The sequence below is a fragment of the Azorhizobium caulinodans ORS 571 genome (assembly GCF_000010525.1).
GTDB classification, from domain to species: Bacteria; Pseudomonadota; Alphaproteobacteria; order Rhizobiales; family Xanthobacteraceae; genus Azorhizobium; species Azorhizobium caulinodans.
Genome location: NC_009937.1, coordinates 1527991 through 1541442 on the forward strand (window position 1 = coordinate 1527991; position 13452 = coordinate 1541442).

Consider the following 13452-nt stretch of genomic DNA (forward strand, 5'->3'; position numbering starts at 1 on the left):
TATCGGCGGCATACGTTTGGATAGTGCCGACGCGCAACGTATGGATTCGTTTTGCTCACCAGAGGTGGGTGAATGCGGTTATAAAATACCGACAGATCGTCATGCACCGACTTGCGGAGTGCTGAGCGACGGCGCATCGGGCGGCGATCCGGCAAAGATCGCCCGCGCGCCGCCGCGTCCGACCTCACTGAACGGCGGGCGTGGCCGTGGATTTCACGAGACGGACCGGCACACCCTTTGAGGCCGGCGTGAAGCTCTGGGGATCGTGCGCATAGAGCGGCACCAGAGGATTGGTCTCGGGGTAATAGGCGGCGCACCCGCCTTCGGGGAAGGCATAGGGCACCACACGGAAGGCCCGCACGGCCCGTTCGACCCCGTCCTGCGAGACCGTGACGATATCGACCCGGTCGTCGGCCTTGAGCCCGCGCCTGTCCATCTCCGCTTGGCTGAGAAAAATCACGTCGCGCTGGCCATAGACGCCGCGATAGCGGTCGGAGAGGGAATACAGCGTGGTGTTGTACTGGTCGTGGCTGCGCACGGTGGTGAGCCACAGAACATCCTTCTCGCTCACCTGCGGATCTTCGCAGAGTCCGTCGCAGACGAGGAAGTTCGCCTTGCCGGTTGCCGTGGCCCAGATGCGCTCGCGGGCGAGCGAGGTGAGATGGAAGCCGCCCGGCTCGCGAATGCGGGCATTGTAGCCCTGGAAGATGGGGAACACCGCCTCGATCTCCTCGCGGATCCGCGCATAGTCTTCGGTGAGTGCCTCCCAGTTCACCTTCGAGCGGTGGCCCAGCGTGGCACGGGCCATGCCGGCGATAATGGCGGGCTCGCTCTTCAGGTTTTCGGATGCGGGCAGATTGTGGCCGGTGGAGGCGTGGACCATCGACATGGAGTCCTCCACTGTCACTGATTGCGGGCCGCTCGCCTGCATGTCGATCTCGGTTCGGCCGAGGCAGGGGAGGATGAGCGCATCGCGTCCATGGACGAGATGGCTCCGGTTGAGCTTGGTGGCGATGTGGACGGTGAGGTCGAGCCCGCGCATGGCCTGCTGGGTCAGCTGCCAGTCCGGGATGGCGGCGGCGAAGTTGCCGCCGAGGCCGATGAAGACCTTGGTCTCGCCCCGCACCATGGCCTCAAGCGCGGTCACCACATTGTGGCCATCGGCTTTCGGGGGCGAGAAGCCGTAGCGCGCTTCGATGGCATCGAGCAGCGCCCGGCTCGGCGTTTCGGTGATCCCGACGGTGCGATCACCCTGCACGTTGGAGTGGCCGCGCACGGGGCAGATGCCCGCGCCCTCGCGGCCGACGTTCCCCCGCAACAGCGCCAGATTGGCAATCTGCTGCACATTCTGCGTGCCGTGGCGGTGTTGGGTGATGCCCATTCCATAGACGAGGATGGCCCGCTCCGCCTTCATATAGGCCTGTGCGGCGATCTCGATCTCCGTGCGCGAAATGCCGCTCTTGCGCTCGACGTCGCTCCAGGAGGTCGCGTTGAGGTCCGCAACGAGCGCCTCGATCCCGGCGGTGTGGCCCTTGATGAAATCCCAGTCGAGGACGGGAGCCGACTCGCGTGCGCGGGCCTCTTCGTCCGCGGCGAGGAGGCATTTCATCAGTCCCTTGATGAGCGCTACGTCGCCGCCGACCTTCACCTGATAGAGCCGCGAGGAGATGGGCGTCGAGGAGAGGGTGGCCATCTCTACCGGGCTCTGCGGCGCCTGGAAGCGCTCCAGCGCCCGCTCGCGGAAGGGATTGAAGGACATGATGGTGGCGCCGCGGCGCGAGGCGTTGCGCAGTTCCGTCATCATGCGCGGGGAATTGGTGCCGGGATTCTGCCCGAAGATGAAGATGCAGTCGGCGCGGGCGAAGTCCTCCAGCAGCACCGTTCCCTTGCCCACCCCGATGGATTGGGGCAGCCCGACGCTGGTGGCCTCATGGCACATGTTCGAGCAGTCTGGGAAATTGTTGGTGCCGTATTCGCGGGCGAAAAGCTGGTAGAGAAAGGCCGCCTCGTTGGAGGCGCGTCCTGACGTGTAGAATTCCGCCATGTTCGGATCGGGCAGGGCGTTGAGGTGCGCGCCGACCAGGGCGAAGGCCTCATCCCAGCTCACCGGCAGGTAGCGATCGCTTATGGCGTCATAGCGCATGGGGTGCGTCAGGCGCCCCTCCATCTCCAGCTCGTAATCGTTGAGGGCCGAGAGCTCGCTGACCGTATGGCTTTCGAAGAAGGCGGGCGTGCAGCGCCGGGTCGTCATCTCCCAGGCAACCGCCTTGCCGCCGTTCTCGCAATATTCGAACGGCGAGGTGTGCTTCGGGTCGGCCCACCCGCAGCCGGGGCAATCGAAGCCGCCGGGCTGGTTCATCCGGGCGAGCGTCGCCATGCCGTGCACGGCGACGTGCTGCTCGACCAGCGCGGTGCCCATTGCCTTGAGAGCCCCCCAGCCGCCGGCGGGTTGGTGATAGGGACGGATGGTCTTGGCGACGCCCATGGATTGCTCCTGCCGATGTGGATACACAAGGGGCTGAGAGACCGGTCGGATGGACTGACGTCCACGTGTTGGACCGACGATCAGCAGTTCATGGATGAACTATGGTGCGTTCGGCTGGAGATTGAATCAGATCGACAGATGCACCCGCCATACATGGGTATGCGCGGGCAGAGCGGCGCACGGGCCGCTCATCGGTGCGCCGATTGAGCAGGCGCGGCGGCGCTCGTGGGCGCGGTGCCGTCAAGGATGGTGATGCTCGCGGTGAGCCCCGCCGACAGGACGATGGACGGCGGGACGTCATCAAGCACGACGCGGACCGGCACGCGCTGCGCGAGGCGCACCCAGGTGAAGACGGGATTGACGGTGGCGAGGCCCGATCCATCCGGCTGCGCGTTGGGGACGGCAATACCGCGGCCGATGCCGGTCACGTGTCCGCTAAGGCGCTCCGGATAGGCCATCAGGGCCACCTCCGCCCGGTCGCCCACATGGATGGAGTTGAGCAGCGTTTCCTCGAAATAGCCGTCCACCCAGAAGCTGTCGCTGTCCACGACCGAGAGCGCTCTCTGGCCGGTCGTGGCGAAGTCGCCGACCTGGGTGAGCAGGTTCGTGACATAGCCGTTAACAGGCGAGACGATGCGGGTCCGGCTGAGGTCGAGCTTGGCCTTGTCGCGATCGGCGAGGGCCTGCTGATAGGCGGCGAGCGCCATGTTGGCGGTCGCCGCGAAGCTCTGCTTCTCCTCGTCGGAGACGGCCAGGGCGCTGAGGTGTAGCCGGCGTTCCGCCTCGGCTTGCTTGTTCTCGAGGTCCGCCTTGGCGCGGGCGACATTGGCCTCCGCATTGGCAAGGGCGATCTGATAGTCATCGGGTTCGATTACCATCAGCAGGTCTCCCTTGTGGACGAATTGGTCGGCCTTCACCGGCAGTTCGACGATGCGGCCGGAGACCTGCGGTGCGACCGTGACCACATAGGCCCGCACCGTGCCGTCGCGGGTCCAGGGCGTGGACATGTAGGTGTCCCACATCCTCCAGCCAAGCCCGCCGGCGAGGGCGGCGGCGATCAGCGTCGCCAGCACCCGCAGGATCTGGCCGATATACGATTTCTGGTTCCCGGCAGGCATGTCGATTGCGGTCATGGTGGGCTCCCACGGCGAGGATTCAGACAGGATGGATGGGCTGCGTCGTAAGCGGGGCGGCGGTCACGGACGGCCCCCGTAGGCGATCACGATGAGCGAGAGGACGATGATGTAGAGGCAGAGGTTGAAGAGGCCCGGATGCCACACGCGGCGTGAGAGGCCGATGCGCTCGCCGAGCATGTTCAGCGGCATCATGACTGCCCAAGCCAGCAGCAGCATTACCGCGAAGGGCGCGACATAGATGCCGAGGATGTTGATCTCCGAGAACATGGAAGCCTCTCATTGGCCGGAAGGGGGCGTCCGCCCGGGAGCAAGCATGGCGAGGAGCGCGCTGTTGGTCCTGATCGCATCGGCGAGCACCGCCATCTCAGTCTGAACATCGGCGGGCAGAGCAGTGGACGCGGTGGAAGACGTGTCGGTGCCGGTCTGGCGTTCCACGATCTCCAGACACGCCAGGGCGACGGATGGCTCGCCTTCCGCAAGCGCCGTGAACGCGGTCACCAGCGCCCGAGCGCCCTCGCCGGAGGTCACCGCGGCGCGCAGCCGATGGACGGCATGCCCTATCGCCAGCAGCGCCAGCAGGGCACCGTGTTGCTCAAGCGTGGCCTGCGCAGGGATGCTCTCGAGCCGCCGGCTGAGCAGGGCGCGCCAATGCCGCTCATCGTGTCGGTCCTGGTCGAGGAGCAGGCGGCGAAGATCGCGCGCCGAGAGGCTGATGAGCCGGCGCGCGCGCCGCTCCGGTCCGAGCGGCGGCAGAATGACGAAGAAGAGCGTTCCGACCGCGCTGCCAGTGAGAATGGCCAGAGCGATGTTGAAATATCCCGCCGGATCATACGCTACGGGGTTGCCGATCCCCAGCAACGGGAGAGACGCGATCGACATGGCGAGGAACAGCACGCTGTGCCAGGTGCCGACCTGCATCATGCCGAGCGGGACATAGAGGAGGAAAAGCAGGCCCATGAGAGCCGGGAAGGTGGAAAGCGTCGGCAGCACGTAGAAATAGATCACGCTGCCCAGAACCGACATCACCGCGACACCGATGGTGTAATCCGCCGCCCGCGCCCGTGCCTCTTCCGCGAAGGAGGCGAAGATCAACGTCGAGATGACGGCGAAGGCGATGGCAAAGGGACCGGTCGGCCAGGCCGAGGTGACCCAGAAAAGCGCCACGGTCACCACCGAAAGAAAGGCCCGCGCACCCGCAAGCCAGGCCGGCAGACTGTCGGCGATGACGAGGGGCTGGGATTGCGGTGGCAGACGCCCGCCCGCCCCGGTGCGCAGGAGCGTGATTGCCTGCATGAACTGTGCAAGACAGATCGCCACCTTGTGGGCGGCGTCCACCAGAAGGCGGGCGGACAGGACGTCCTTCGCGCTCTCCGGACGCAGGGTCTCGATGTCCGCGATGATGTCTCGAACGGCATCGGCGTCCGAGCCGTAACGCTCGGCGGCCGCGGGATTGATCCGGGAGATGCCGGCGGCCAGCGCCTGCTGGACGGAAGGGGCGTCACTGCCATCGGGGAACGGGTGATGGCTGACATTGCGCCAACCAACGAGCGCGTCGATGAGCGAGGCGATGGCGATCCGGAAATTGCCCCGGCGTGCATAGAGGGAGCCGGATTCCCCCGTGGCGGCGTCGATCGCGATGTGGAGCGGTGTCAGGGTCTTCACCACATTGCGCCGTGCGGCCTGCATGTCGGGCGTCTCGCCTTCGGTGGCGAGGGTATCGAGGAAGCCGGTGCGCAACTGCTGGGCGATGCGCTCCATCAGGCTGGCGAGGGCGAGCCGCGCCGTGCCGGGATCGGTGATGAGCAGGACGGCTGCGGCGGCGAGGATGCCGATGCAGATCTCGCTGACACGGGTGATGCCGAGAAAGAAAGCGGAGGTCGGGTCCGAAATGCTGTCGGCGAAGAGGATGGCGGCGGTGATGCCCGACAGGCCCGCCGCATAGGCCGCGGAATTGCGCAAAAGCACCACCGCAAAACCGCACAGGCCGCACCAGAGTGCGAGGCAGAGGAGGAGGGCGATGCGCTGCTGCGGAAACAGCGCCAGCAGGCAGACGAGCGCCAGCGCGCCTATGGCCGTGCCAAGCGCCCGGAACCGCCCCTTCTGGAGCGAGGCGCCAAGGTTCGGCTGGCAGACGATGGCGGCCGTGGTGGCGGCCCAGAACGGATTGGGCAGTTCGAGATAATAGGTGACGTAAAGGGCGAGGCACACGGAAGCTGCAAGGCGCAGCCCGAAGAGCAGCCGGGGAACAAGGGGCAGCAGGGCAGCAACGGCCGCACGCGCTTCGGGGCGCGCGGGACGTCCTGCGATGCTGCGAATTTCACTGTCCGCGCTCATGGCCGCCGTCTGGTCTGATACCGGGAGGCCTTGAAGATAAGCGCGCAGCCAACAGGCGAAATTATACGTCCAATCCGCCGATTAGAACCTTGGTTTGTGAGTCCGGATTGGGAGGCAACAGAATGGGAGATTGCGGCGCCCCGGCGCGCGGAGCGCGTCTATATCCTCAGAGGGTGCGGACATACTTTGATATGGGGCGAACGTTACGGAACGATCTGCATAATGGCGTTCAGGATTTCCGGCCCGCCTCCGAAGCGGCGCGGACCGGGCTCCGGCAGGCCGCCAGCGCCGATGCTCGACAACGCCGCCTCAGGCACGCGGTCGGCGGGCGCCCGCTTGCTTCAGCAAGCGGCGCGCCAGACCTGCCTGCATTCCAGATGGCGATTGACCGAGGACCCCATGTCCGGCCCGCGAAGTGCCTTGTTGTCCGAACCGCCCCGCGCCTGCTCCGGTTGGCAGGGACAGGCTCTGGTGAGCGTGTTGTGCCTGGCGATCTTCCTCGTCGATACCCTGTCGCCGCTCGATATGGCGATCGCTGTTCTTTACGTGGTCGTCGTCCTGGTTTCGTCGCGCTGGTTCCGGAGTCGGGGCCTGATCGTCATCGGGGCGGGGTGCATTGCACTGGCGGTGACCAGCTTCCTCGTCATGCACGCCGACGATTTCAATCTCGCCGCCGTCATGCGCTGTGTCGTGAGCATCGCGGCCATCGCCGTGACGACGCTGCTGTGCCTGCGCAATGAGGCGGCGACCGCTTCTCTCCGCTATCAGGCCGCCTTGCTGGACCTGTCCTACGACGCCATCTTCGTGCGCGATCCCCTCGGCAGGGTCGTTTACTGGAACGTGGGTGCCGAACGCCTTTACGGTTGGTCGCGGTCGGAAGCGACGGGGCAGGTGGCAGACGCGCTGTTGCGCTCCGTGCTCCCGGCCCCGCGTCATGAGATCATGGGGGCGCTCGAGGCGACGGGACAGTGGGAGGGCGAGGTGATCCATGCCACGAGGGACGGCCGGAAAGTCACCTGCCTGAGCCGCTGGTCGCTCCAGCGCGACGACCGCGGACGCAGCCTCGGCATCATGGAAACGAACCACGACATCACGGGCCGCAAGACGGCCGAGAACGAGCTTCATGAGGCCCAGGCGCACCTGGCCCATGTCACGCGGGTGAGCACCGTCGGGGAACTAACGGCCTCCATCGCGCACGAGGTCAATCAGCCATTGGCGGCGGTCGTCACCAACGGGGAGGCCTGCCTGCGCTGGCTGCGGCGGCCCGTGCCCGACATCGGCGAGGCGGAGAAGACCGTCACCCGCATGATCGCGAATGCGCGCCGGGCGAGCGACGTGATCGCACGCCTGCGGGCGCTGGTGCGGCGCGGAGAACCGGATCATCTGCCAGTCCATCTGGCGGATCTGGTGGAGGAGAGCGTCACGCTTCTGGAGCGCGAGCTGGCCAGTCACGACGTCCGGCTCGTGCTTGAGCTCGCCCCCGACCTGCCGGAGATCCGCGGTGACCGCGTCCAACTGCTGCAGGTCCTCATCAACCTTGCCCTCAATGCCGTCCAGGCGATGGATACGGTGCCAGAGGGACAGCGGGCCCTGACGATCCGCACCGCGCCGATGACTGACGGCCCGCAAGGACAGGCGGAGCGTTTCGTTGCCGTGTCCGTGGAGGATACGGGGCCGGGCGCGCCGTCCGAGACGCTGGCCTCGCTTTTCACGCCGTTCGTCTCGACTAAGAAGGATGGCATCGGTATCGGCCTCTCCATCTCGCGCTCCATCGTCGAGGCCCATGGCGGCCGGATTCTGGCCGAGCCTGCGCCGCAAGGCGGCCTGCGCCTGACCTTCACCCTCCCGCTCGCCGGCGATCTTCCGCCGGCGCCCCTCAAGGAACCTCTCTCGTGATCAGCCGTACCCAAGGCCGAAGCCCGACCCCTACTCAGGGACCCGTCGTCATCGTCGTGGACGACGACGCAGACCTGCGCGATGCCTTGACCAGCCTGTTCCGCTCCATCGGCCTGGAGGTGGTGTCGTTCGGATCGGCTCCGGAATTGCTCGCCGCCAAGCTGCCGGACACGCCCCGCTGCCTCGTTCTGGACATCCGCCTGCCCGGCGTCAGCGGCCTTGATTTCCAGAGCCAGCTTCAGAGGTCCGATCTGGACCTGCCCATCATCTTCATGACCGGGCATGGCGATATCCCCATGACGGTGCGGGCGATGAAGGCGGGCGCGGTGGATTTCCTCACCAAGCCCTTCCGGGACCAGGACATGCTGGATGCGGTTTCGGCCGCCATCGAGATCGACCGCACCCGGCGCGCCGAGCGGGAAGCCGCATCGCACCTGCGCGCCCTTTACGCCACGCTGACCGAGCGTGAGAGGCAGATCATGGCGCTCGTGACGTCCGGCCTCATGAACAAGCAGGTGGCGGGCGAGGTGGGCCTCAGCGAGATCACCGTGAAGATTCACCGCGGCAACGTCATGCGGAAAATGGAAGCCCAGTCCCTGGCCGATCTCGTACGCATGGCGGAGGCGCTGGGCATCCGCGCGGCGAAAGGATAGCGGAGCAAACAAGTGTATGGTTCAGATTGTGGACGGGCCCGCCTATGTTGGGGACAGGACGGCGCTGGCGCCGTCAGTGCCATAGAGGTGTGTTTCGCGTGTCCCACGTTCCGATGATTTCGATCATCGACGATGACGAGTCCGTGCGTCTCGCCACAGAAAGTCTCGTCCGCTCCCTTGGACTGGGCGCCAGCGCTTTCGCCTCCGCCGAAGCCTTCCTGAGCTCGCCGGAGCGGCAGAGTACCGCGTGTGTCATCACCGATGTTCAGATGCCCGGCATGAGCGGCATCGATCTGCAGGCGCGCCTGCGCTCCGATGGCGATGGCGTCCCGCTCATCTTCATCACTGCCTTTCCCGAGGAGAGGATCCGCAGCCAGGCCCACGCCGGCGGCGCAATCGGCTTCCTGGCAAAGCCCTTCGAGGGCGACGAGATGATCCGGTGCATCGACGATGCCCTGCGGACGACGGGGCAGGCGCGCCCTTGAGCCGGGCGCGGCGCGGACGGCTGACGCGGGTCATGTCCCTCCTGTCGACGGCGCATGTGAAATCACGCGACGGACTATCGATCGACGGAGGTTCAGATCGACGCGCGTATCTGTGAGCCCAGGTGCACGTGCTCGTTCACGCGCCTCCACCTTGCACGCCATGTCTTTCCTCCCGCCTTGGCCCGCCGATCCTTCGGCGGGCCTTTTTGTCGTCAGCCTATGCTTTCGACGGCAGAGGGACTGCGGCGTGAACGGCGGGAGATCCGGTCGAGATAGAGGTAGATCACGGGCGTCGTGTAGAGGGTGAGCAACTGGCTCACGATGAGGCCTCCGACGATGGCACAGCCCAGCGGCTGCCGCAGTTCCGAGCCGGTGCCGGTTCCCACCAGCAGCGGGACGCCCGCGAGCAGCGCGGCCATCGTCGTCATCAGGATGGGGCGGAAGCGCAGCAGGCAGGCTTCCCGGATCGCCTCCAGCGGGCTGGCGCCCGCGCGCTCCCGCTCCAGCGCGAAGTCCACGATCATGATGCCGTTCTTCTTCACGATGCCGATCAGCAGCAGCACGGCCACGAGGGCGATGATGGAGAAATCGAAGTGGAACACGGACAGGCTTATGAGCGCGCCGAGCCCTGCCGACGGCAGCGTCGAGAGGATCGTGAGGGGGTGGATGTAGCTCTCGTACAGCACGCCCAGAATGACATAGATGACCAGCAGCGCGGCCGCGACCAGATAGGGCTCGCTGCCGAGCGAACTCTGGAAGGCTTGCGCATTGCCCTGGAAGGACGCGCTGAGCGTCGCCGGCACGGAGAGATCGGCTTTTGCCCTCTCCACCGCGGCCACGGCCTCTCCGAGCGAGGTGCCCTGGGCGAGATTGAAGGACAAGGTGACTGACGGGAATTGGGACTGGTGGTTGATAGCCAGAAAGGTGCTGGGCACGCTCGACCATCGGGCCACGTCGCTGAGTGGCACGGACGCGCCGGTGATCGCCGATTTCAGATAGATCCGTTCCAGCGCGTGCGGCGAATTCTGAAGCTCCGGCAGAACCTCGAGGATGACGTGGTAGCTGTTGAGCTGGGTGAAATATTGTGTCACCTGCCGCTGGCCGAAGGCGTCATAGAGCGTGGCGTCGATGTCGGCGAGGCTGACGCCAAGGCGAGCGGCCTTCTCGCGGTCCACGGTCAGCGTCAGGGTCGCCCCGGAGGATTGCTGGTCGGTCGCGACATCCGTGAGCTGTGGGAGCGTGCGCAGGCGGGCGAGGATCTTCGGCGCCCAGATGTTCAGTTCCGCGAGGTTCTCGTCTTGCAGCGTGTATTGGAACTGGGTGCGCGCCACGCGGCCGCCCACGTTCAGATCCTGCGCCACCTGTAGAAATAGCGCGGCGCCTTCGACGTTGCGCAGCCGCCGTTCCAGCCGGTCCACGATCTCGAAAGCCGAGGCTTGCCGCTGGTCGCGCGGCTTGAGGGTGATGAACATCCGCCCCTCGTTCACCGTCTGGCCTGCGTTGGCACCGATGGTCATGCCGACCGTCGCCACATCCGGATCGGAAGCCACGATCTCACCGAGCTGGCGCTGGTGGGCCGCCATGGCGGCAAAGGAGGAATCCTGCGCCGCCTCGGAGATGCCGATGATGAGGCCGGTGTCCTGCTGGGGGAAGAAGCCCTTGGGGATGGTGTAGAACAGCCAGCCGGTGGCTGTGACAGCGCCGATGAAGGTTGCGAGCGTCACGGCGCGGTGTGCCAAAGCGATGTCGAGCGTCCTGCGATAGGCCGCGAGCAGCGCATCGAAGCAGCGCTCCGCAAAAAGGTACAGCCGGCCATGGCGGTTCTCCTGCCGCGGCTTCAGTACCAGTGCGCAGAGCGTCGGCGTCAGGGTGAGCGAGACGAAGGCCGAAACGGCGATGGTGATCGTGACGGTGACAGCGAATTCCTGGAATAGCCGTCCGACGAGACCGCCCATGAGCAGAAGGGGGATGAAGACGGCCACCAGCGAGAGGCTGATGGAAAGGATGGTGAAACCGATCTCCGCCGAGCCGTCGAGCGCCGCCTGAAGCGCCGTCTTGCCCATTTCCAGATGCCGCTCGATGTTCTCGAGCATGACGATCGCGTCGTCCACCACAAAGCCGATGGCGATGCTGAGCGCCATGAGCGAGAGGTTGTCGAGGCTGTAATGCAGCGCATACATGGCGCCGAACGTGCCGATGAGCGCGAGGGGCACGGCGACGGACGGAATGACCGTGGCCCAGAAGCTCCTCAGGAAGACGAAGATCACCGCCACCACGAGCACGACCGTGATGACCAGCGTCTTCTCCACGTCGCTCACCGAGGCACGGATCGTCGCGGTGCGGTCGCTGAGGACCGAGATATCGAGCCCGGCCGGCGCGCTGGCCGGAAGCGCGGGCAGCCGCTGCTTGATGCTCTCGACGGTCGCGATGACGTTGGCACCGGGCAGCTTGAAGACCGGCAGAAGAATGGCGGGCTTGCCATTCGCCCAAGCGGCCAGCTGGGTATTCTCCGGAGCCTCGACCGCCCGGCCGATGTCACGCACGCGGACGGGCGCGCCGTTGCGATAGGCGAGGATGGCGTCCTGCCAGGGACCGGCCTGCGTGATCTGGTCGTTATCCAGCAATGTGAAAGTGCGGCGCTGGCCCTGCACGGTGCCCTTGGGGCCGTTCACGGTGGTCGAGACGATGGCCTGCCGGAGGTCTTCCAGCGAGAGCCCGAGGCTGGACACCTTGGCCGGATCCACCTGGATGCGCACCGAGGGCTTCTGCTGTCCGAACACCAGCACCTGCCCGACGCCCTCGATCTGGCTGATGTGCTGTTCGAGCACGTTCTCGGCGAAATCGTCCACGCGGATGATGGGGAGGGTCTGCGAGGACAGGGCGAGGACCAGAATGGGCGGATCGGCGGGGTTGACCTCCCGATAGGATGGCGGGGAGGGCAGGTCGTTCGGAAGCTGGCCGCCGGCCGCGTTGATCGCGGCCTGCACGAGCTGCGCGGCGGCGTTGATATTCACCTCGAGGTTGAATTGCAGGGTGATCGAGCTGTTGCCCTGCGTGCTGATGGACGTCATCTGCGCCACGCCGGGAATCTCGCCGAACTGCCGTTCCAGCGGCTGGGTGACCGAGGTGGCGATGATTTCCGGGCTCGCGCCGGGAAGCTGCGTCGAGACCTGAAGCGTGGGGAAGTCCACGTCCGGCAACGGTGCCACGGGCAATTGGAAAAACGCCGCAAGGCCCAGCACCAGAAGGCCCGCCATGAGCAGGGAGGTGCCGATCGGATGGCGGATGAACCAGGCGGACAAGGAGGCGCACTTCTCGCTGCTCGCACTCATTGGCCTGCCTCCCCGCTGACGGAGACCGTGACGAGGCTGCCCGGTCGCACGCGGTACTGGCCGCCGGTGATGACGCGCTGGCCTGGCGCAAGGCCGGTCTCGATCACTGCCGTGCCGTCGGCGATCTGCCCTGCACTCACCGGTGCGGTCTGCGCGCGGTCGTCGGGGCCGACCGCGAAGACGAACAGGCCTTGTGGGCCGCGCTGAAGCGCCGAGGCGGGGATGGTGACTGCATGGGGCAGGACATCCACCCGCACCTTGATATCCACGAACTGGCCGGGCCAGAGGGCATCGCGCGCATTGGCGAAGTCCGACTTCAGCTTCACCGTGCCGCTGTTCGGGTCGATCTGGTTGTCGATCAGCGACACCGTGCCGGTCGCCAGAATGCGCCCGTCCTCGCGAGAGAGGGCCTGGGCCTGAAGCGCACCCGCGCGCATGGCCTTGACCACCGCCGGGAGGCTCTGCTCCGGCAGCGTGGAAATGACCGAGATGGGGTCGATCTGATTGATGACCACGAGCCCCCCTGCGTCGCCGGCGTGGACGATGTTGCCCTGGTCCACCAGCCTCAGGCCGGCGCGGCCGGAGAGCGGCGAGACGATCCGCGTGTAGGAGAGCTCGGTCGCGGCGCGGGAGATGGCGGCCTGATCCGACGCCACCTGCGCCTCGAGTTCGGCCACCTTCGCCCTTTCGTTATCGAGCGTCTGGACGCTCACGAAGTCGCTTTTGCCGAGCTCTGTGTCGCGCGTGAGATTGAGCCGGGCGTTCGACAGGGTCGCTTCATGCTGCTGGAGTTGCGCCTTGGCGGATTGGAGCGCGGCCTCGTAGGTGCGGGGGTCGATGAGCGCGAGGAGCTGCCCTTCGGCCACGTCCTGCCCCTCCTTGAAGAGAATGTGTTGGAGTTCTCCATCGACCCGGGTGCGAACGGTCACGGAATTGTAGGCAGTGACCGTTCCCGGGCTGGTGACGAAGACGGGAACGTCCCGGGTCTCTGCCGTCGCCAGTTGGACCGGCACCGGCTGTTCCGAAGCCGCGCGGGCAGGATGTGGGGCTGCAAGGGCGAGCCCGCTGGCGATCCAGATGAGGGTGATGGCGGCGGGAATCCCCTTCGTGCGGGCCATGATGTCATCCATA

Annotated in this window: 9 protein-coding genes; 3 read left to right on the plus strand and 6 right to left on the minus strand. The window is 66.1% G+C overall.

All coding sequences use genetic code 11. The features are described from left to right. Positions 1-184: 184 nt before the first annotated feature. The 4 genes from AZC_RS06980 to AZC_RS06995 form a co-directional block, all read right to left on the minus strand. Complete coding sequence (locus tag AZC_RS06980) at positions 185-2485, minus strand: FdhF/YdeP family oxidoreductase (RefSeq protein ID WP_012169884.1); 2301 nt, start codon at positions 2483-2485, stop codon at positions 185-187. Positions 2486-2673: 188 nt separating this feature from the next. Further along, on the minus strand, positions 2674-3618 hold the full coding sequence (locus tag AZC_RS06985) for an efflux RND transporter periplasmic adaptor subunit (RefSeq protein WP_012169885.1): 945 nt from the start codon (positions 3616-3618) through the stop codon (positions 2674-2676). Positions 3619-3681: 63 nt separating this feature from the next. Next, the gene (locus tag AZC_RS06990) at positions 3682-3888 is read right to left on the minus strand and encodes a DUF1656 domain-containing protein (protein ID WP_012169886.1); all 207 of its coding nucleotides are present in this window, start codon (positions 3886-3888) and stop codon (positions 3682-3684) included. Positions 3889-3897: 9 nt separating this feature from the next. Beyond that, positions 3898-5955, minus strand: coding sequence for an FUSC family protein (locus tag AZC_RS06995; RefSeq protein WP_012169887.1), 2058 nt, complete (start codon positions 5953-5955; stop codon positions 3898-3900). Between the two features lie 291 nt (positions 5956-6246). Between AZC_RS06995 and AZC_RS07000 the strand changes: the two genes are divergently transcribed. The 3 genes from AZC_RS07000 (at position 6247) to AZC_RS07010 (ending at position 8989) form a co-directional block, all read left to right on the plus strand. Next, complete coding sequence (locus AZC_RS07000) at positions 6247-7851, plus strand: sensor histidine kinase (protein WP_158304101.1); 1605 nt, start codon at positions 6247-6249, stop codon at positions 7849-7851. Continuing rightward, complete coding sequence (locus AZC_RS07005) at positions 7848-8504, plus strand: response regulator transcription factor (RefSeq protein ID WP_012169889.1); 657 nt, start codon at positions 7848-7850, stop codon at positions 8502-8504. Before AZC_RS07000 ends, AZC_RS07005 begins: the two co-directional genes overlap by 4 nt. Positions 8505-8617: 113 nt before the next feature. Continuing rightward, positions 8618-8989: a response regulator transcription factor gene (locus AZC_RS07010; protein ID WP_043879024.1), complete on the plus strand. Its 372-nt coding sequence runs from the start codon at positions 8618-8620 to the stop codon at positions 8987-8989. Between the two features lie 212 nt (positions 8990-9201). Here the strand turns inward: AZC_RS07010 and AZC_RS07015 are convergent, their stop codons facing one another. Further along, entirely contained in the window at positions 9202-12321 is a 3120-nt protein-coding gene (locus tag AZC_RS07015; protein WP_012169891.1) for an efflux RND transporter permease subunit, read from the minus strand. Beyond that, a complete protein-coding gene (locus tag AZC_RS07020) occupies positions 12318-13439 on the minus strand; it encodes an efflux RND transporter periplasmic adaptor subunit (RefSeq protein WP_244421806.1) in 1122 nt (373 codons plus the stop codon). Before AZC_RS07020 ends, AZC_RS07015 begins: the two co-directional genes overlap by 4 nt. Positions 13440-13452 lie beyond the last annotated feature (13 nt).

Coding starts and splice junctions, on each gene's coding strand:
- AZC_RS06980 (WP_012169884.1), bottom strand. CDS start 2,485: ATGGGCGTCGCCAAGACCATCCGTCCCTATCACCAACCCGCCGGCGGC.
- AZC_RS06985 (WP_012169885.1), bottom strand. CDS start 3,618: ATGACCGCAATCGACATGCCTGCCGGGAACCAGAAATCGTATATCGGC.
- AZC_RS06990 (WP_012169886.1), bottom strand. CDS start 3,888: ATGTTCTCGGAGATCAACATCCTCGGCATCTATGTCGCGCCCTTCGCG.
- AZC_RS06995 (WP_012169887.1), bottom strand. CDS start 5,955: ATGAGCGCGGACAGTGAAATTCGCAGCATCGCAGGACGTCCCGCGCGC.
- AZC_RS07000 (WP_158304101.1), top strand. CDS start 6,247: ATGCTCGACAACGCCGCCTCAGGCACGCGGTCGGCGGGCGCCCGCTTG.
- AZC_RS07010 (WP_043879024.1), top strand. CDS start 8,618: ATGATTTCGATCATCGACGATGACGAGTCCGTGCGTCTCGCCACAGAA.
- AZC_RS07015 (WP_012169891.1), bottom strand. CDS start 12,321: ATGAGTGCGAGCAGCGAGAAGTGCGCCTCCTTGTCCGCCTGGTTCATC.
- AZC_RS07020 (WP_244421806.1), bottom strand. CDS start 13,439: ATGGCCCGCACGAAGGGGATTCCCGCCGCCATCACCCTCATCTGGATC.